Source organism: uncultured Flavobacterium sp. (assembly GCF_951805225.1).
Taxonomy (GTDB): Bacteria; Bacteroidota; Bacteroidia; order Flavobacteriales; family Flavobacteriaceae; genus Flavobacterium.
The window spans coordinates 1,457,933-1,476,307 of sequence record NZ_OX638201.1 but is presented as its reverse complement, the minus strand read 5'-3'; the positions used below and the strand labels follow the sequence as shown (position 1 = coordinate 1,476,307).

Annotated in this window: 19 protein-coding genes; 10 read left to right on the top strand and 9 right to left on the bottom strand. The window is 33.1% G+C overall.

The annotated features are described in order from the left end of the window. Positions 1–35 precede the first annotated feature (35 nt). The 5 genes from menA to WN975_RS06315 all read left to right on the top strand — a co-directional run bounded on the left by menA (position 36) and on the right by WN975_RS06315 (position 4,754). On the top strand, positions 36–998 hold the full coding sequence (gene menA, locus WN975_RS06335) for a 1,4-dihydroxy-2-naphthoate octaprenyltransferase (protein WP_337965760.1): 963 nt from the start codon (positions 36–38) through the stop codon (positions 996–998). Between the two features lie 31 nt (positions 999–1,029). Beyond that, the gene (locus WN975_RS06330) at positions 1,030–1,707 is read left to right on the top strand and encodes a metal-dependent hydrolase (protein WP_337965759.1); all 678 of its coding nucleotides are present in this window, start codon (positions 1,030–1,032) and stop codon (positions 1,705–1,707) included. A gap of 109 nt (positions 1,708–1,816) precedes the next feature. Further along, on the top strand, positions 1,817–2,329 hold the full coding sequence (locus tag WN975_RS06325) for a DUF2199 domain-containing protein (protein WP_337965758.1): 513 nt from the start codon (positions 1,817–1,819) through the stop codon (positions 2,327–2,329). 41 nt (positions 2,330–2,370) lie between these two features. Beyond that, positions 2,371–3,573 carry a tetratricopeptide repeat protein gene (locus WN975_RS06320; RefSeq protein WP_337965757.1) on the top strand — a complete coding sequence of 401 codons (1,203 nt, stop codon included), beginning with the start codon at positions 2,371–2,373 and terminating at the stop codon, positions 3,571–3,573. A gap of 134 nt (positions 3,574–3,707) precedes the next feature. After that, positions 3,708–4,754, top strand: a complete 1,047-nt coding sequence (locus WN975_RS06315; protein ID WP_337965756.1) for an o-succinylbenzoate synthase — start codon at positions 3,708–3,710, stop codon at positions 4,752–4,754. Between the two features lie 48 nt (positions 4,755–4,802). Here WN975_RS06315 and WN975_RS06310 read toward each other — a convergent pair whose 3' ends face one another. Both WN975_RS06310 and WN975_RS06305 read right to left on the bottom strand, forming a co-directional pair. Next, positions 4,803–5,354 (bottom strand): hypothetical protein, encoded by a 552-nt coding sequence (locus WN975_RS06310; RefSeq protein WP_337965755.1) that lies wholly within the window; start codon positions 5,352–5,354, stop codon positions 4,803–4,805. A gap of 19 nt (positions 5,355–5,373) precedes the next feature. Next, positions 5,374–6,285, bottom strand: a complete 912-nt coding sequence (locus WN975_RS06305; RefSeq protein ID WP_337965754.1) for an OmpA family protein — start codon at positions 6,283–6,285, stop codon at positions 5,374–5,376. 211 nt (positions 6,286–6,496) lie between these two features. Here WN975_RS06305 and WN975_RS06300 point away from each other — a divergent pair, with 211 nt between their 5' ends. Beyond that, on the top strand, positions 6,497–6,970 hold the full coding sequence (locus tag WN975_RS06300; RefSeq protein ID WP_337965753.1) for a CYTH domain-containing protein: 474 nt from the start codon (positions 6,497–6,499) through the stop codon (positions 6,968–6,970). A 4-nt stretch (positions 6,971–6,974) separates the two neighbouring features. Beyond that, entirely contained in the window at positions 6,975–7,940 is a 966-nt protein-coding gene (locus WN975_RS06295; RefSeq protein WP_337965752.1) for a YpdA family putative bacillithiol disulfide reductase, read from the top strand. Between the two features lie 156 nt (positions 7,941–8,096). Here WN975_RS06295 and WN975_RS06290 read toward each other — a convergent pair whose 3' ends face one another. Together WN975_RS06290 and msrA are read right to left on the bottom strand one after the other, a co-directional pair. Then, a complete protein-coding gene (locus WN975_RS06290) occupies positions 8,097–9,665 on the bottom strand; it encodes a YdiU family protein (protein WP_337965751.1) in 1,569 nt (522 codons plus the stop codon). 149 nt (positions 9,666–9,814) lie between these two features. After that, complete coding sequence (gene msrA, locus WN975_RS06285) at positions 9,815–10,348, bottom strand: peptide-methionine (S)-S-oxide reductase MsrA (RefSeq protein WP_337965750.1); 534 nt, start codon at positions 10,346–10,348, stop codon at positions 9,815–9,817. A 181-nt stretch (positions 10,349–10,529) separates the two neighbouring features. Between msrA and WN975_RS06280 the strand changes: the two genes are divergently transcribed. The 3 genes from WN975_RS06280 (at position 10,530) to WN975_RS06270 (ending at position 13,843) form a co-directional block, all read left to right on the top strand. After that, on the top strand, positions 10,530–12,017 hold the full coding sequence (locus WN975_RS06280; protein ID WP_337965749.1) for an aminotransferase class V-fold PLP-dependent enzyme: 1,488 nt from the start codon (positions 10,530–10,532) through the stop codon (positions 12,015–12,017). A gap of 235 nt (positions 12,018–12,252) precedes the next feature. Further along, positions 12,253–13,116 (top strand): helix-turn-helix domain-containing protein, encoded by an 864-nt coding sequence (locus WN975_RS06275; RefSeq protein WP_337965748.1) that lies wholly within the window; start codon positions 12,253–12,255, stop codon positions 13,114–13,116. A gap of 121 nt (positions 13,117–13,237) precedes the next feature. Beyond that, positions 13,238–13,843: an NAD(P)H-dependent oxidoreductase gene (locus tag WN975_RS06270; RefSeq protein ID WP_337965747.1), complete on the top strand. Its 606-nt coding sequence runs from the start codon at positions 13,238–13,240 to the stop codon at positions 13,841–13,843. A 422-nt stretch (positions 13,844–14,265) separates the two neighbouring features. On the opposite strand, the gene WN975_RS06265 is transcribed toward WN975_RS06270, so the two are convergent. The 5 genes from WN975_RS06265 to WN975_RS06245 all read right to left on the bottom strand — a co-directional run bounded on the left by WN975_RS06265 (position 14,266) and on the right by WN975_RS06245 (position 18,364). Further along, positions 14,266–16,008 carry an APC family permease gene (locus WN975_RS06265; RefSeq protein WP_337965746.1) on the bottom strand — a complete coding sequence of 581 codons (1,743 nt, stop codon included), beginning with the start codon at positions 16,006–16,008 and terminating at the stop codon, positions 14,266–14,268. A 140-nt stretch (positions 16,009–16,148) separates the two neighbouring features. Then, a complete protein-coding gene (locus WN975_RS06260) occupies positions 16,149–16,619 on the bottom strand; it encodes a nuclear transport factor 2 family protein (RefSeq protein ID WP_337965745.1) in 471 nt (156 codons plus the stop codon). 50 nt (positions 16,620–16,669) lie between these two features. Continuing rightward, positions 16,670–17,194: a hypothetical protein gene (locus WN975_RS06255; RefSeq protein ID WP_337965744.1), complete on the bottom strand. Its 525-nt coding sequence runs from the start codon at positions 17,192–17,194 to the stop codon at positions 16,670–16,672. A gap of 9 nt (positions 17,195–17,203) precedes the next feature. Then, positions 17,204–17,680, bottom strand: a complete 477-nt coding sequence (locus WN975_RS06250) for a hypothetical protein (protein ID WP_337965743.1) — start codon at positions 17,678–17,680, stop codon at positions 17,204–17,206. Positions 17,681–17,686: 6 nt separating this feature from the next. Then, complete coding sequence (locus tag WN975_RS06245; RefSeq protein ID WP_337965742.1) at positions 17,687–18,364, bottom strand: peptidoglycan DD-metalloendopeptidase family protein; 678 nt, start codon at positions 18,362–18,364, stop codon at positions 17,687–17,689. Positions 18,365–18,375: the final 11 nt, after the last annotated feature.

Genomic DNA, 18,375 nt, shown 5'->3' with positions numbered 1-18,375 from the left:
AAACCTGAAACAAAAAATTAACTAAACAAAACATAATGAAACATTGGATTGAAGCCGCACGTTTGCGCACATTACCTTTATCAGTTTCGGGAATTATAGTAGGAAGTATTTATGCTTTATCAAACCCAACAGAAACCATAAATACACCAACAGAAGTATTTAGCTGGAAAATCTTTGGTTTTGCACTACTAACAACATTAGGTTTACAGGTTTTATCCAATTTTGCAAACGATTATGGAGACGGAGTAAAAGGCACTGATAATGCTGACAGAGTTGGTCCGCAAAGAGCAATTCAAAGTGGTGTTATTACGCCTCAGGCCATGAAAAAAGCAATTATAATTACGTCTGTTTTGACATTATTATCAGCTATAATCCTGATTTATTTTGCTTTTGGAGAGACTAATTTCGCATATTCAATCTTTTTCTTATTACTTGGAATCGCTGCAATTGTTTCAGCAATTCGTTATACAGTAGGAAACTCAGCTTACGGATATAGAGGATTTGGAGATTTATTCGTTTTCATATTCTTCGGACTTGTAAGTACATTGGGCGTAAACTTTTTGTATTCAAAAGAAGTAGATCCGCTTTTAATCTTACCGGCAATTTCTATCGGATTATTAAGCGTTGGCGTTTTAAACCTGAACAATATGCGCGATGAAGAATCAGACAGAAAATCAGGAAAAAACACAATCGTAGTTAAAATTGGCGGAGCAAAAGCAAAGATTTATCACTTTGCATTGATAATTACAGCAATGCTTCTGGTAGTTATTTTTGCCTTTTTAAGCGATTATAATTTCGATCAATATTTGTTTTTATTGGCTTACATACCTTTAACTAAACATTTAATTACCGTTTATAAAAACCAAAACCCTAAGCTTTTAGATCCAGAATTAAAAAAACTGGCGCTTAGCACATTTTTACTTTCAATACTATTAACAGTTTGTATGATCTCATTGATTTCAGACATTATTGTTAATCTATTTTTAGGAGGTAGATAAAATTAAGTTTCAACTTTAAATTTATATAAAAATGAAAATCACATTTTACGGACACGCCTCTTTAGGCATTGAAGTTGGAGGAAAACATATTATTGTTGATCCTTTCATTACCGGAAATCCACATGCATCGGCAATCGACATAAATACTTTAAAAGCAGATTATATTTTGCTTACACACGCACATGGCGATCACGTTCTTGATGTCGAAGCGATTGCAAAACGCACAAATGCAACGATCGTTTCTGGTGCCGAAATCACAAGTTACTACGCTCAAAGAGAATTCAAAGCGCATCCAATGAATCACGGAGGAAGCTGGCAATTTGACTTCGGAAAAGTAAAATATGTAAGCGCAATACACTCAAGTTCATTCCCTGACGGAACTTACGGAGGAAATCCAGGAGGTTTCGTAATCGAAGGCGAGCACAAAAACATCTATATTGCCGGAGATACTGCATTGACAATGGACATGAAACTAATTCCGATGCGTACAAAACTGGATTTAGCAATACTTCCAATCGGAAATAATTTTACAATGGATGTTGAAGACGCTATCATTGCTTCGGATTTTGTAGAATGCGACAAAATTTTAGGATATCACTTCGATACTTTTGGTTACATCAAAATCGATCACGAAGAATCAATCCGTAAATTCTTTGATAAAGGAAAAGATTTGATGCTTCTTGAAATCGGAGAATCAATAGAATTATAATAAGGAGCTAATCCCGCTTTCGGCTATATCTTTTTTGAGACAAAGAAAAATTGTCTCAAAAAAGGATACCGCCTTTATCGGGGCTAAAAACACCTTTACGTTTATAAAAATGGACGAAATTAAATTTATTTGTGAGTGTTGCGGAGAAGAACATGTTAGCTGGCCCGCACTTATGTACAATTCCCCAAATAGTTATCATAACCTTTCCAATCAGGAAAAAGAAGAAATAGCAGTAATCGATCAGGATTTTTGTGTTATAAAATATTCAGATCAGGAAATAAATCGCTTTATCAGATGCGTTTTAATTCAGAAAGTTAACGACCATTGCGAAGATTTAGAATATGGTTTCTGGGTTTCCTTAAGCGAAACAAGCTTTAAGGATTATCTTGAAAACTTTGATAATGAAAATCATGAAACGCAATATTTTGGATGGCTTTCCAATTATATTTCACAATACCAATTCTCAAATAGTATTCCAACAACCGTTGTTACCAAAAGCGGTAACGACAGACCCGAAATTTTTCCACATCAAGATTTTGACCATCCTTTTGTAAAAGATTATTACGAAGGAATCACAAAAGAAGAAGCTGAAAAAAGAATTAGGGAAATGTTAAAAAATTAGGCCTGAAATTTGTATAAGACATTTAAACTAAATTTTATAAAATGAATTTAAAAAAAGTTGCCCTGTTTCTTTTAATTGCAGTTTCTTATAGTTCATATGCCCAAAAAGACGGTTATTGGGACAAAGAACGCGCCACTACAAAAGAGATTATAGTTTCTGCCCGTGACCGAATCATTCTTAAAACTGAAGATTTGCCCGTTGGAACCACTGAAATTGTATACAGAATCACACTTCTCGACGAAAACCAACAAATGACAAATAGTTTAGTTTCAGTACTAAAAGCAATTCCGGATCCTACCGGAATCAGTCAGGGTTCAGCCGGAGCAGTTTTTTTAATGTCAAAAATTTCTGGTGACGATACTTGTTCATATGCGCTTTTTACGTCAAGTGATAGTGCTAAAAAGTATGTCGATGACGGAAAAACAGATAAAGCATGTTTCGCTCAGGAAGAACCATTAAGCAAAGATGCAAAGCGATTATCAATTGATAAATCATCTTGTTTAGGAGATAATACAAGCACAATTTGGTTTGGTTTCCACAGTAAAAACTGGCTATTAAACCAGAAAATAGTTTTGGAAGTTGTGCCTTGGGTAGACACAAAATTAAATCGTGGTTGGAATCAAGACAACAAAAACGAAATCATAAGTCTTTGTAAAACATCGACAATGGCACAAAAAATGGCCAATTCTGATGATTTTTGTGTTTGTATTCTGGATAAAATCATGAAACAATATCGTTACACCGAATTTCAGAAATTGCTTGCAATCGAAAAAACTAAGGTTTACAAAGATTTCGGGAACACGTGTTATAAAGACGCTGACATTTCTAAAAACGTTTTTAATGATTTAAGAACTCAGATTGCATCATTAATAAAAGCTCAAAAATACAACGAAGCAATCCCGAAATTAAACACAATTATAAACGACGGAAAAGCAACGGCGGTAGATTACAGTTCTATCGGATATTGCTATATTTTGACCAAACAATACGCAAAAGCAATCAAATTCCTTAAAGAAGGCGAGAAACTTGACGATACAGAATTATTGGTAAAATTAAATTTAGCACACGTTTATTTGGTAAATGACGAATATAGCGAAGCAAAAGCGATCTATAAGAAATACCAAACTCAAAACGTTACAGACAGTTTGAGCTGGAAAGAAAAAACTAAACAAGATTTCACCGTTTTTCAAAAAGCAGGTTTACCATCAAAAGACTTTGAAAAAGTTTTGAATCTATATAATTAAAATTTCTCCATATAAGTGATATAAGCTCATTTAAATTGTAGCACGTCTAATAATTAAGATAATTAAATTTTAATTTCGGATTTATACACACAGTTTAAATGAACTTATATCACTTATATGGTTTAAAAAGCAATATGAAAGCAACTTACCATAAATACATGCTCGAGTTTAAGCGTCCTTCAGGAACTTCGCGAGGCATTATGACCGAGAAAGAAACCTGGTTTATCGTTCTTGAAGAGAATGGTAAAAAAGGAATAGGCGAGTGCGGAATACTTCGTGGTTTGAGTGCTGACGATAGAGACGATTATGAAGAAAAGCTGAAATGGGCTTGCCAAAATATTCATTTGGGAGAAACAGTACTTTGGGAAGCTTTATTAGAATTTCCTTCAATTCAATTTGGAATCGAAATGGCTTTTTTATCACTCAAAAGCGAAAATCCATATGTATTATTTCCATCAGATTTTACCAATAATTCAAAATCGATTGTTATAAATGGTTTAGTATGGATGGGAAAAGCTTCTTTCATGAAAGAGCAAATCGAAGAAAAAATAGCCAATGGTTTTAAATGTGTAAAACTTAAAATTGGCGCTATAGATTTTGAAAAAGAACTGGAATTATTACACTTTATCAGAAGCCATTTTTCAGCCGAAGAAATAGAAATTCGTGTAGATGCGAATGGCGCTTTCCCTTTAAATGAAGCTTTAAATAAACTGGAACAACTTAATAAATTCCAATTACATAGTATAGAGCAGCCAATTAAAAAAGGAAACATTGAAGCAATGGCTGATTTATGTAAAAACACTCCGTTTCCAATTGCGTTGGATGAAGAATTAATTGGTGTATTTTCATTAGAAGAAAAAGAAAAATTACTGCTTCAAATCAAACCTCAATATATAATATTAAAGCCAAGTTTTATTGGCGGTTTCAGAGGAACTTTGGAATGGATAAATCTAGCAAATCAATATAATATTGGTTGGTGGATTACATCGGCTTTAGAAAGCAATATTGGATTAAATGCAATCGCACAATGGACTTTTCTGCAAAATTCTGAAATGCCACAAGGTTTAGGAACCGGAGCACTTTATACCAATAATTTTGATTGTCCGCTTGAAGTTTCACAAGGGCAATTATGGTATAATAAAGCTAAAAACTGGGATTCTTCTTTTCTGGAAAAAGCATAAAAAAAACTGGCCGTAAAGCCAGTTTTCAAGGTTATTTTGATCGTGGTATTATTCTTTCCCTCCTAATAAACCTTCTTGCCAGTCTTTCAACTCTTGCCATTTTCCTTCGTAAGCAAGTAAAGCTTGTTTTGCCCAGGTTCCAGGATTGTGAATCGCATAATTTTCGCCGCCGCTATCTAAAATAGATTGAAGTTTTTCAGTAGAAGCCTGAGAAAGTTCATACCAGGTTTTGATTCCGGCATCATTAAATAAAGCTTCGATTTTTGGTCCGATTCCTTCAACGATTTTTAAATCGTTCTCTTTTATTTTTTTACCGTAAACAGTTGCTGCTAATGCGCTATCAAAAAGTATTGTTGGCGCTGCGGCGGCTGCAAATGATTGTACTGATGGAGCTATTTTTGCTTTTGCAGCCAAATCAGCTTCTAATGAAGCAATTTTAGCTGTTAAATTTCGTGTATTTGCTTTACAAGCATCTAAATCTGCTTGTAGTGACAAGGCAAGAGAATCATCTCCTTTAGAATTCATTTTTCCTAGTAAGTAACCTAAAATTCCACAGATTAATCCCACTAGCGCAGGTATTAAGATACAAGGTATATTCATAATAGTATATTTTGATTAATTATTTGATTGTAATTACGGTTCTTCTGTTGTTTGCTTTTCCCTGAGCAGTTGTATTTTCACCAACCGGCTCATCAGGACCTTTTGATTCTGTTGTAATTCGGGAAGCATCGATACCGTTTTTCGATAAATATTTTTTAGAAAATTCAGCACGTTTTTGTCCAAGAACAACATTCGAATCGCGATTTCCAACATTATCACTATGCCCTACAATTAAAACAACAGCCTCTTTTACATGTCCTGTATATTTTACAATAGCCGCAACTTTTAATTTTTCGACAGAAGTTAAATTATTGCTTGATTTATTGGTATTAAAGTGTAAAACCAAAGGATCAGCATTGATTGAATCCTTCAAAGCAGTCCATTCATCACTTGCAACAGCTGTTGTATCAATAGCTTCAAACTTATATTCGGCAGGACCTAAAAGAGTGTCAGCACTTGTTTTCCATTTATCAATAACTTCACCTTTAGTATCAAATTGAGCCGCTGATAAACCTTTAGAAACAAAATAATTTTTAATATCGTTTGCCCTCGCTAAACCTAGATTTTCAAAACTAGTCGTATTGGTTTCATCAGAAGTAGCGTAACCCGTTATCGTAACTTTTTGCTTTGCATTTGCAGCTAAAAATGTTTTAAGATTTTCAATTCCAACATTTACAGAATCACTTACTGGCGTAATTAATGCCGAACTGTTTTTCAGGAACTTGAGATTGTCATTTGTATGATAGTCAATTCCTGTACCACTAAGAACAAAAGGAACAAAATTGGTGTCCTTGACTATTACATTTGTAACCTTTTCAGTATCAACTGGTGGCGTTTCTACATTGCAATTGCAACAAAATTTGAGGTATAAAAATGTACCTAATATAATGGTTATTGCAATGCCTAATAGGTAAAGTGCTTTTTTAGACATAAAAAATTGATTTAAAGTTCTATCAAATTTAATAAATAAAAACTTATGTACTTGTTTATCAGTAGGTTATTTTTATATCAAATAAGATATTTCTGAGTGTTTTGCTATGGAAGTTTAATATAAAAAATTGCTTCAAAAGATGAAGTTTAAAGAATTCGATTGTTTTAATGAAATTGAGTAACTTGCATTAAAAAATTAATTTAAACACAAAATGCTCGAAATAGAAAGAAAGTTTCTTGTAAAATCAGATGATTTTAAAGAACAAGCTTTTACCCAAAACAGAATAGCTCAAGGATATTTAAGTTCTGTACCAGAAAGAACTGTCAGAGTTAGAGTTAAAGGCGAAAGAGGATTCATAACTATAAAAGGAATTGGGCAGCAAGGAGGAATGTCTCGTTTTGAATGGGAAAATGAAATTCCGCTTGGCGAAGCATTGGAATTACTTAAATTATGCGAAAAAGGCAAGATCGAAAAAACTCGTTTTGAAGTAAAATCAGGAAATCACACTATTGAAATTGATGAATTTTATGGTGAAAACGAAGGTTTAGTGATGGCCGAAATCGAATTGGAATCTGAAACAGAATCTTTTGAAAAACCGGATTGGTTGGGAGAAGAAGTTACAAATGATCCAAGATATTATAATGCTTATTTGAGTAAAAATCCTTTTAAATACTGGGAGAAATAAAGTTATGAAAGAATATGATTTGATCATTGTTGGCGGCGGTCCAATTGGATTGGCTTGTGCAATTGAAGCTCAAAAGAAAAATCTAAGTTATTTAATTATTGAAAAAGGAGCTATTGTAAATAGTATTTTCAATTATCCTTTGTACATGACTTTTTTCTCTACTGCAGAGAGGCTTGAAATTGGCGATATTCCGTTTAATTGCTTAGCGCCAAAACCGGGACGTCAGGAAGCATTAGAATACTACAGAAATATTCATCGTTATTTTAATTTTTCAATTCATTTATTTGAAAAAGTAACTGAAGTACAAAAACTAGAAAACGGTACCTTTACTATTACAACGGATAAAGCTTTATACGAAGCAAAAAATGTAGTCATTGCAACAGGTTTTTATGATATTCCAATTGTGATGAATGTAAAAGGCGAGGAGTTGCCAAAAGTCAGACATTATTATAAAGAAGCGCATGAATATGCTTTTCGAAATATTCTTGTTGTTGGCGCCAATAATTCATCTGTTGATGCCGCTTTAGAATGCTGGCGAAAAGGAGCGAATGTAACAATGGTTATTCGTAAAAATGAAATAAATAGCAGGGTAAAATATTGGGTAAAACCAGATATCGAAAACCGAATTGCCGAAGGAAGTATCAAAGCTTATTTTGAATCGAATATTACGGAAATTCGAGAAAATGAGGTCGAAATTGAAACTCCAAATGGAAAAGTTACTATAGAAAATGATTTTGTTCTGGCGTTAACCGGATATAAACCTGATTTGACTTTTCTTGAAAAAATGGGAATTAAATTATCTGAAGATGAACTAAAAACGCCAACTTACAATCCGGAAACTATGGAAACAAATGTTGAAGGATTATTTCTGGCAGGAGTTGTTTGTGGCGGAATGCATACTCACAAATGGTTTATCGAAAATTCACGCATTCATGCAAATATGATTGTAGATTATATTACTTCAAAATAGAAATTGAAAAAGTTTGCCACGAATTTCACGAATTATTATTGTCAGTTCGAGCGAAGTCGAAAACACTTTGTATGCATTTCGACTTCGCTCAATGTGACATACAATTTCAATAAAAAAATTAGTACAAATTCGTGAAATTCGTGGCAAAAAATACTTTTAAGAACTACAAGAAAGCATTGAACAACCAACTTTAGATCGTGCCCAATCCGGTCGTTTTGCAAACCATTTTTCATATTCCAGTTGTTCATCATATGGCTTTTGCAACAGTAAATACAACTCGTTTATAAGAGAATAATCACCTTGATCTGCTGCATCAATTGCCAATTGAGACATATAATTTCTTAAAACATACTTTGGATTAATTGCATTCATTTTCTCTGAACGTTCTTTATCCGAAAGTTTTTCTTGATTTAATCTTTCGATGTAAAGAGTAAACCATTTTTCCCAGGAATCTAATATTTCACCAGAAATTTGTTCAGTGATATAAAAAGAATCCTGAATTTTTTCAATTGCTTTTTCAACAGAATCTGATTTTTGAATCTTGCTTAAATTTCTAAAAAAGATCGTTATATCTGTTTCAGATAATTGTAGAGTAGTTTCCAGAGAATCAATTAATTCATCATCAGTTTTACTAGAAGTAAACAATCCTAATTTACTTAAAAACATGATTTTATAATCAGAATTAAAATCTGTAATAAAAGATTCAAGTATATCTTCTAAAGGTTTCGCTTCATTAATTAATGGATAAATTGCATTTGCCAATTGATACAAATTCCATTGTGCAATTTGGGGTTGATTCCCAAAACGATATCTTCTGTTTTGACTGTCTGTTGTATTTGGTGTCCAATTTGGATCATAATTTTCTAACCAGCCATAAGGTCCGTAATCAATCGTTATTCCATGAATTGACATATTATCAGTATTCATCACGCCATGTACAAAACCTACACGTTGCCAATGCAAAATCATTTCGCGTGTTTTATCTGCAACGGTTTTAAAGAATTGTAAATATTGTTCTTTTGGCTCTCCTTTTATTTCAGGAAAATAATGCTTGATATTGTACTCAACAAATTGTTTTAGATTTTTGAGTTCATTTCGCGCTGTCAACATTTCGAAACTTCCAAAACGAATAAACGATGGCGCAACACGACAAACAATTGCTCCTTTTTCGTAAGCTGGATTTCCATTATACAAAATATCACGCAAAACTTCGTCACCGGATAACATCAGCGAAAGCGATCGGGTAGTGGGAACTCCCAAATAATACATTGCTTCGGCACATAAATATTCTCTAACAGAAGATCGTAAAACCGCCAAACCATCAGCAGTTCTGGAGTATGGAGTTTTTCCGGCACCTTTTAATTGAAGTGTAAAAAACTCATTTTTATTTTCTACTTCGGTCAAATTAATTGCACGACCATCACCAAGTTGTCCAGCCCAATTTCCAAATTGATGTCCAGCATAACACATTGCATAAGGACGCGTTTCAGGAAGAACTTCTTTTCCTGAAAAGGTATTCAAAAAAGCTTCAGATTGAATTTCATCAGCCGTAATACCAATCAATTCAGCAACTTCCTGAGAAGCATGAATTAATTTAGGATTTGATGGTTTTGTTGGATTTACATAAGAAAAAAGCGCATTAGATACCTGACGAACTTCATTTACTTCGTTTGGATCCGCAGGCAATTCAGCAGTAAATCTGTTATTTATTTTTAAATTTTTCATTTGGATTATTTTTTAAGCCACTCCCAATAACTATCGGGATTCGAAGATTTAAATGATTCTTTTTAAACCTATGAGATCTAAAAGTAAGTAAGGAAAACCATTCTCCTCCTTTTATCCCGATAGTTATCTGAAGCAGCTAAAACTTTTATTTAGTCAATTAATTTATCGGTGTACATTTTTTTCAATTTTTGCACTTTCGGATCAATTACAATCTGGCAATAACGCGCTTCCTGATTGTTGTTGTAATAATTTTGATGATCTTCTTCGGCATTATAAAATACTTCAAAAGCTCTTAATTCAGTGACAATTGGATCTTCATAAAATGGTTTAACTTCTTCAATAACTTGTTCTGCGATCGCTTTTTGTTCAGCATCATGATATAAAATAATCGAACGATATTGTGTTCCAACATCAGCCCCCTGACGATTTAAAGTTGTTGGATCGTGACTTGTCATGAATATAAAAATCAAATCGTGATATGAAATTATGTCAGGATTAAAAGTTACTTCTATAACTTCTGCATGGCCGGTTCTGCCTGTACAAACTTCACGATATGGAGGATTTTTAATAAATCCACCCGAGAAACCTGATTTTAAAGATTCTACACCTTTTAAACGCTGAATTACAGCTTCTATACACCAAAAACATCCACCACCAAAAGTGGCTACTTGTAAGTTTTTCATAAAACACTTCTCCTTAAGTTCTATTGCCCCATTAATCCGATAGAATATTATGACAAATTATCAATAAAAAGGTAATTTATATAAATATACTGATCAGTTGTGTAATGTTTGAAGTTTACAATTGATAAATTCGCAATTCTATAAAAAAGCAATATATTTGCAATCAAACTCAGGCACACTAATGAATAGCAAAAATAATACCATCACTCTTGAGACTTATTTTCAGGATTTTAGACAGCATATTGTTGGGATTGGACAGGAATTTGACTCTCCATATGGCAGAAAAAAAATCGTTTATACGGACTGGACTGCCAGCGGACGCTTGTATCGACCTATTGAAGAGAAACTTTTGAATGAATTTGGACCTTTTGTTGCCAATACTCACACAGAAACAACTGTGTCAGGTACTGCCATGACAAAAGCGTATCATCATGCAAGAAACATCATAAAACGTCATACGAATGCCAATAATGATGATGTTTTAATTAATGATGGTACCGGAATGACTGGCGTTATCAATAAATTTCAACGTATTTTAGGTTTAAAAATCCCAGAAAACCTGAAGGATTGCACTATAGTTCCTGCTGAGAAACGCCCTATTGTTTTTATTTCGCACATGGAACATCATTCTAATCAAACTTCCTGGTTGGAAACTATTGCTGATGTTGAAATTATCCCTTCTTGCGAAAAAGGACTTTTCTGCTTGGATAATTTGGCTTTATTGCTTGAAAAATATGCCGACAGAACGATAAAAATTGCTTCAATTACTTCATGTTCAAATGTTACGGGTTTAAAAACTCCGTTTCACGAAGCTGCAAAATTAATGCACCAACATAACGGTGTTTGCTTTGTAGATTTCGCTTGTTCAGGACCTTATGTAGAAATCGACATGCATCCTTCAGATCCTGAAGCTTATCTTGATGCGATTTTCTTTTCTCCTCATAAATTTTTAGGTGGACCCGGAACTTCCGGAGTTTTGATTTTTAATAAAAAACTATACAATAATATGATTCCTGATTGTCCTGGCGGAGGAACTGTAAGCTGGACAAATCCTTGGGGCGAACATAAATATATTGATAATATCGAGGATCGTGAAGATGGCGGAACTCCTGGTTTCTTGCAAGTTATTAAAACTGCATTGGCAATTGAGCTTAAAGAAGAAATGGGTATTGAGAACATTTTGCAACGCGAACACGAGATTGTTGATTTTGTTTTTAATGAATTAGATCCAGTTGAGAATATTAAAATTTTGGCTGGTCAACATAAAAATCGTTTGGGCGTAATTTCATTTTTTATTGAAGATCTTCACTTTAATTTAGGTGTAAAATTGCTGAATGATAAATTCGGAATTCAAACAAGAGGTGGATGCAGTTGTGCCGGAACTTACGGACACTTTTTACTGCATGTAGATCAGGAAACTTCGAATAAATTGGTTAATGAAATTACTATTGGTGATTTAATCAAAAAACCGGGATGGATTAGAATGTCTATTCATCCAACAACTACTGATAAAGAAATCGCTTATGTTTGCGAAAGCATTAAAGATTTAGCTAAAAACCATAAATTATGGGCTTTAGATTATTCTTATAATAAAAAAACAAACGAGTTTATTCATAAAAATGCTAATTCTTTTGAAGATGAATTGGTTGCTGGTTGGTTTAAATCTTAATTTTTTTCTAACCGCAAAGTTCGCTAAGTTTTACGCTTAGAACACTAAGTTTATCTTTGTCAAAGTTTTAAACTTTGACAAAGATTCGATTGCCTAAAGTTTCAAAGCATTCTAAACCCGACAGGTTTTTAAAACCTGTCGGGTTTGTTGGTTTTGCGAGTTAAGTACAAATTTTAATTGGTTGTTGAGTTTTTAGTTTCTTGTTTTTTTTCTAATCTTTGTTAAAACTTGTATAATGATAGTCTTTAAAGATTTTGAGTCGTTTAACGAATATGTTGGATTAAAAAAGCCAATCGATAATGATATCGATATTGGTTATTATGATTCTCCAAATATGCGATCACAATCGGAACCAGTAAAAGCTGATTTCTATCGTATTTCTATCAAAATTAATTATACAGATAAATCATTGCCTGTTCCAAAACCTATAACTGCAATCTTTTTCAGCAGTCCGGATATGGTAAATGGATGGAATGTTGAACCAAATTATACCGGAATGTATGTGCAGCTTTCTAAAAAGATAATAGATGAAAATCGGTTTTTATTTAAAACTTATCTGGATTATGGACAGCACGAAGCCTTATATTTAACCGAAAGTGAAGTAGAAGAAATAAATACACTTTTTGGTTTGATGTATAAATACTATAAAAGCGAAAAACAAGATTTCGGTGTTTTGCTTTCTTATGCGAATGTATTGATTTCTGTAATTGAAGCTTTTTATAACAGACAATTTTCTACAAATCCAAAACAGTACAATCGGATTGTAACTGACTTTCAACAAAGTTTAAAGGATTATTATAATCAGCCCGTGAAACAACTTCCTAATGTTCAGTATTTTGCTAATCAATTGGATTTAACGCCTAATTATTTGGGAGATATTATTAAGCATTTTACAAATAAATCTGCTCTGGAGAATATTCATGAATTTGTAATTAAAAAAGCAAAAGAGTTATTAGAAAAAAATGACTCGATGAATAATACTCAAGTAGCTTATGAACTAGGTTTTGAGTATCCGAATTATTTTTCTAAATTTTTCAAGAAACAGGTAAATCTTACTCCCAAAGAATATCGGGAACAAATAAAAAACACAAATCTTTAATATTTTCAAAGCACTTTTTAAGTGCTTTTTTGTTATCAGTAATTTGTTTCTTTTTTACTGGTAATTTGTCTCTTTCCGCCCAATGATCCCTTTTTACTTTTGCAGAGTAAAAATTATTAAAATGAAAAAACAAAAGAAAGTATTATTGATCAATACACATCTAACTTACCCAAATTGGACGGAAGGAAAATTAAACAATTCTTTTATAGAAGTGGCAAAACATTTTTTTGAATCGAGGGATTATGAAGTTCTGGAAACAAAAGTTGAAAATGGATATAATGCCGATGAAGAAGTTGAAAAACATTTAAGTGCCGATATTGTTATTGTGCAAACGCCAGTAAACTGGTTTGGCGCGCCATGGATTTACAAAAAATATACTGACGAAGTTTTTAACAGCGGATTGCACAGTCAAAAATTCCTTTCGGGAGACGGAAGAATGCGTGAAGACTTGACAAAACAATATGGAAGCGGTGGAAAATTACAAGGAAAGAAGTTTATGATTTCTGCTACTTGGAATGCTCCAGAAGAAGCTTTCGGAAATCCGTCTCAAGAATTTATGCAAGGTAAAACGACGTCAGATTTGTTTTTGAATATTTCAAGTAGTTATCGTTTTTGTGGTTTTGATATTTCTCCGGATTATAATTGTTTTGATATTTTTAAAGGCGGAACGATAGAAAATGATCTTGAAAATTATCCTAAGCATTTAGCTAAGGTTTTTAATTTATAATTGGTTTGAGAATTAACCGCAAAGTTCGCTAAGTTTTTTCGCGAAGTACACTAAGGTTGTTGTGTTTACTTTGTCTTTTTTAAGTTCGCAAAGTAAACCCGACAAGTTTTTAAAAGTTGCTGAGTTTATTGGATTGAGAATTAACCGCAAAGTTCGCTAAGTTTTTTCGCGAAGGACACTAAGTTTGTTGTGTTTACTTTGTCTTTTTTAAGTTCGCAAAGTAAACCCGACAGGTTTTTAAAACCTGTCGGGTTTGTCGTTTTAAAACTAATCGCAAAGCTTTGTCTTGAAAAAAATATATTTCTGGTTTAGCCCCGATAGAACTGGAAATCCTTTTATGGCGGGGTTCGCCATAAAAGATTGAAAGGGATAGCGGGACTTCGGGTCTTGGAAAATCTGAATGTTCTGCTTCTAAAAATTCTTTACATAATCAATCGAACGCCGCCAAGATCTGAAACTCTGTATGAAAACTTATTTCCGGGAGAACCTATAAACATAAAGTTTTTTGGAATTTTCCACTTTTGAGAAAGTTCGTCTATGATTTCGGGACCAAAAACGCCTTGAATTTCGAGATATTCAATATCGATGTCATCGTATGCACGATCTAAAACTTCGAGATCTTTTATTAGGGCTTCGTTATTTGAAGAATCATTTTTTACATGAACGATTTTTAGCTTTTTTGTAGTTTCATTATTTTCGACATATTGAAGTACTTTGTTGAGAATTGCAATATCGTCGCCTTTGGTAAAAAAGACAAATTCCTGCGAATTAATCTCAACACTCATTTTCTGTAAATACCGATTACTGAGAATAACGAATCTGCGGAGTGGCTGATAGAAATATTCTAAAGCCTGGATCATGAGTCTTATCAAAATAACGCGATTGAGCATGATTCCTATAAAAACTAACGATGGAACCATATATTTCAAAAAGGTATAGAATGCATTGATGTTGAGTTTCATGTTTCCGATGAAAGCAGCAATAATAAAAGAAACTGCAACTACGACTGCAATTCCGCGTGCACGTTCTGGTCTTGGTAATTTGCTACGTTTGAATTTCAGCAATAAATTTCCAATCCCGAATAATGCCATTACTGCCAAAAACGAAAACGTGTAAACTCCTGCTAACGATTCTAAATGTCCTCTTGTGGCAAAAAGTACAGAAATACACAAAATAAGAAAGCTTATTACAATTCTATAATGTGATCCTCTTTTGTTTTTCTTTAAAAAATAATTTGGCAGAATTCGATCTAAAGTCATACGGTTTAATAATCCGGAAACCCCAACAAATGAGGTTAATACGGCTCCACATAAAACTAACACAGCGTCTATAGAAATTAACCAGGCGAGCCAGGATCCTCCGGTTGTTTGTCCTAAATGTGCCAAAAGGGATTCTTTATTTGCGCCAACTTCGGTTAATGGAATTACACTAATTAATAAAATCGCAATTACAGGATTAAAGAAACTTACGATCGCCCACATATTTCGTAATGTTTTTGGAAAAACTCCGTGTTCTTGTTCTTCAACAAAATTAGCTGAACTTTCGAAACCTGAAATCCCAAGCATTGCGGCAGAAAATCCTAGAAAAAGTGCCGTTTTTATATTTCCATAAGCAATTGGAGTTTCCCAATTTACATGAAAAGTTTCTAATCCATTATTTAAAATAAACCATAGCGAAGCTAGAACGAGTAGGGATAAAGTTGCAAGATGTGTGATAAAAATAATTACGGCAACAAATGCAGATTCTCCGATTCCTAAAATAGCAAGTCCGGTAAATAAGACCAAAACCACAACTGTTGCGATGGTTACATTTAAGGTTTCGAAAATTCCATGTAAATAATGCATTCCTTCTGAGGCCGAAATTACCGCTGTTGCCATATAAGACAAAACGGTTAATGTTGCCGCCAGAGAAGCTAATCGTTTGGTTGAAGTGTTTAATAAAACATTGTAAGCGCCACCATTTAAAGGAATTGCGCCAACAACTTCGCCATAAATTCGTCTGAAAAGAAATAAAACTGCTGCAACAATTAGTAATGAAATCCAAGCATATTGACCTGCATATAGAATCGTTAACGCTGAAACGTATAAACAGGAAGAGCTTATGTCGTTGCCGCAAATTGCTGTTGCTTGTAATTGATTTAATTTTTTGTGTACAATTTCTTTCATCGATATTCAGGATTAAAACACGATTAACACAATAAAAATAGTAACAGACAAACAAATTCTTAAAAAAGGCAGATAGAATGAATAGAACTAAAAGTATGTTTTAGCTAATGTGTATATTTAGAATATTCAATTTAAGAAAATTATTTGGATTCCTCAAACTTTCTCAGTGATGACAAGGCTTGTTGCTGAACTTTCTTTTGAAAGAAACCTGTCCAACCTAATAAATATCCGGTTGGTCCAAAGGCTTGTTTTGACCATTTCCAAACATCAAAACTATCTGTGTGCTTGATGATTAATCCGTCTTGAAAGGAAAATTCTGCTGCAATTCGGTTAACTACATTTCGGTTTGTTTTACTGAAATTATAAGTCGCAACCCAATTTGCAGAACCTATAAAATCATCAGCTTTAACATTTGAAAATTCAATTTTTAAGTTTCCTTTGCTTTTCAAGAGCAACATTTCCCACATTTTAGAAACTTGCTCTTCTTTTAATAAACCAAAAGCCGGATCTATAAAATGAACTTTTGGATGATAACATTCTGCCATTGTTTTAGCGTCGGCGTTTGCAAAAGCGGTATAGAATTTTGTAATTAAAGCTTCGTTGGCGTTCATATAAAAAGAATTAGATTATAAATATAAGATTTAATTTAATAAATGTCTTACTATAAAAGACTAATTTCTTTTGCGGTATCATACGACTTTTTTGATTTATCGTATGCAGTCGAAAAATAATTCATTTTATTATGTGCTGTAAAATATCCGGTTTGATTTCCAAAAGTCGTCGGACCTCCTGAAATGATAAATCGAACAGCATAAATATCCGTTTTTTTAAGCTTTGCAAATTCGGCAGGAGTGAAGTAATAATATGCCGAAGTCTTTCCATCAGAACTTTCCTTTACATTTTTATCAACGCAAGGAATTACATCTGCATTGGCTAAATCTACATATAGACCGCCTGCAATTCTTGCTTTATCATTTGCTGTTGAAACTGTTACCTTTAAAACTCCGCCTTTATCTGTTTTTGCAATCTGAACATTTGCTTCGCCGGTAAAGGCATATTTTTCACAAATGAAAGTATAATTTTGCGTTGCCGGAAAAGGTTTTGAATTATTTACAATCATTTTTTCCTGAGCATTTGCAAAACTAGAAATTAGCAATAATACAAATAGCGGTAGTCTTAAATTCATAGTTTTAGTTTATTGATCTGTTATTTTTGAATCAAATTTTTCATCCCAATCCATTGATTTTATTGCCGAAATTAGATTTTCTTCGTTTACAAAAACACGCAACTCTTTGTTAGCTACTTTCTTGCTATATAAAGCATGATATCGATATATAACTTCTTGTTTTGTTTTGTAAACGCCATCTAATTTTAAGTCAATAAAACTTCCGTAATATTGTCTAAATCTTGTACAAGTTTTAGTCAATCGTTCTTCGGTCGTATTTTCCATAACCGATTGGGTTACTTCAGTTTCATTAAAAGGTTTAAATTTTGAGGTATTGCAAGTTTCCAAAACTCTTTTGCCTAATTCGTACGCTTTTTTCTGCTGATTCGCGTTAATTTCTGCGCCGGAAACTTTCTTTACTTTTAAATCTTCTGTATCTCTGGTAATGGTTTTAGATTTACATCCAATTAATAACAACAAACATATAATCAATCCTGCTTTCTTCATAACTATTTAAGTAATTTTTAATAATAAGTTAGGGTCGGGACAGTTTTCTATATAAAAATTAAGGTCATTTGTATTGCAAACTCCAGGATAATCTCCCCAATATTCTTCAATATTTTTTATAATTTGAAAATGTACGTGAGGCGCATAATCTCCGTTAACGTCTGATTTTCCTAAAGTAGCAATTTTATCTCCCTTTTTAAATACAGTCCCAACGCTAAGGTTTTCTATACTTTCTAACGATAAATGTCCGTATAAAGTATAAAAAACTTCATTTTCAATTTCATGTTCCAAAATAATCGTCGGGCCATAATCGCCCAAACCTTCATTATTTTTAAAACTATGAACTTTTCCGTCAAGCGGAGCAAGTACAGCCGTATTTGCTTTTGTCCACAAATCCAAACCAATATGAATATTACGTTCCGGAATAGAATCGTTTTTGAAAATTGTACTTCTTTGATACAAAGTCCGTCCTTCAATATATCCTCCAAAAGCGACTTCGGCATTATTTTTTTCGAGATAATTAGAAATAAAAAGCTCAAATTCGGCTGCGTTTTCAGGCTTAGATTCCATTAATTCCAGATTCGTAACCGATAAATCCAAAGCTAGATATTTTGAAAAATCGATACTTGAATCAATTACTTTAGTAGGTGGTAATGTTTTTAAAATAGAGGCAAGAGGTTTCATAAAATTTAAAA

Excerpts from the sequence above, each read along its gene's own strand:
- WN975_RS06250 (WP_337965743.1), bottom strand. The coding sequence starts at position 17,680 with ATGAAGAAAGCAGGATTGATTATATGTTTGTTGTTATTAATTGGATGT.
- WN975_RS06290 (WP_337965751.1), bottom strand. The coding sequence starts at position 9,665 with ATGAAAAATTTAAAAATAAATAACAGATTTACTGCTGAATTGCCTGCG.
- WN975_RS06245 (WP_337965742.1), bottom strand. The coding sequence starts at position 18,364 with ATGAAACCTCTTGCCTCTATTTTAAAAACATTACCACCTACTAAAGTA.
- WN975_RS06255 (WP_337965744.1), bottom strand. The coding sequence starts at position 17,194 with ATGAATTTAAGACTACCGCTATTTGTATTATTGCTAATTTCTAGTTTT.
- WN975_RS06300 (WP_337965753.1), top strand. The coding sequence starts at position 6,497 with ATGCTCGAAATAGAAAGAAAGTTTCTTGTAAAATCAGATGATTTTAAA.
- WN975_RS06265 (WP_337965746.1), bottom strand. The coding sequence starts at position 16,008 with ATGAAAGAAATTGTACACAAAAAATTAAATCAATTACAAGCAACAGCA.
- WN975_RS06325 (WP_337965758.1), top strand. The coding sequence starts at position 1,817 with ATGGACGAAATTAAATTTATTTGTGAGTGTTGCGGAGAAGAACATGTT.
- WN975_RS06295 (WP_337965752.1), top strand. The coding sequence starts at position 6,975 with ATGAAAGAATATGATTTGATCATTGTTGGCGGCGGTCCAATTGGATTG.
- WN975_RS06275 (WP_337965748.1), top strand. The coding sequence starts at position 12,253 with ATGATAGTCTTTAAAGATTTTGAGTCGTTTAACGAATATGTTGGATTA.
- WN975_RS06305 (WP_337965754.1), bottom strand. The coding sequence starts at position 6,285 with ATGTCTAAAAAAGCACTTTACCTATTAGGCATTGCAATAACCATTATA.
- WN975_RS06270 (WP_337965747.1), top strand. The coding sequence starts at position 13,238 with ATGAAAAAACAAAAGAAAGTATTATTGATCAATACACATCTAACTTAC.
- WN975_RS06280 (WP_337965749.1), top strand. The coding sequence starts at position 10,530 with ATGAATAGCAAAAATAATACCATCACTCTTGAGACTTATTTTCAGGAT.
- msrA (WP_337965750.1), bottom strand. The coding sequence starts at position 10,348 with ATGAAAAACTTACAAGTAGCCACTTTTGGTGGTGGATGTTTTTGGTGT.
- WN975_RS06260 (WP_337965745.1), bottom strand. The coding sequence starts at position 16,619 with ATGAACGCCAACGAAGCTTTAATTACAAAATTCTATACCGCTTTTGCA.
- WN975_RS06310 (WP_337965755.1), bottom strand. The coding sequence starts at position 5,354 with ATGAATATACCTTGTATCTTAATACCTGCGCTAGTGGGATTAATCTGT.
- WN975_RS06315 (WP_337965756.1), top strand. The coding sequence starts at position 3,708 with ATGAAAGCAACTTACCATAAATACATGCTCGAGTTTAAGCGTCCTTCA.
- WN975_RS06330 (WP_337965759.1), top strand. The coding sequence starts at position 1,030 with ATGAAAATCACATTTTACGGACACGCCTCTTTAGGCATTGAAGTTGGA.
- menA (WP_337965760.1), top strand. The coding sequence starts at position 36 with ATGAAACATTGGATTGAAGCCGCACGTTTGCGCACATTACCTTTATCA.
- WN975_RS06320 (WP_337965757.1), top strand. The coding sequence starts at position 2,371 with ATGAATTTAAAAAAAGTTGCCCTGTTTCTTTTAATTGCAGTTTCTTAT.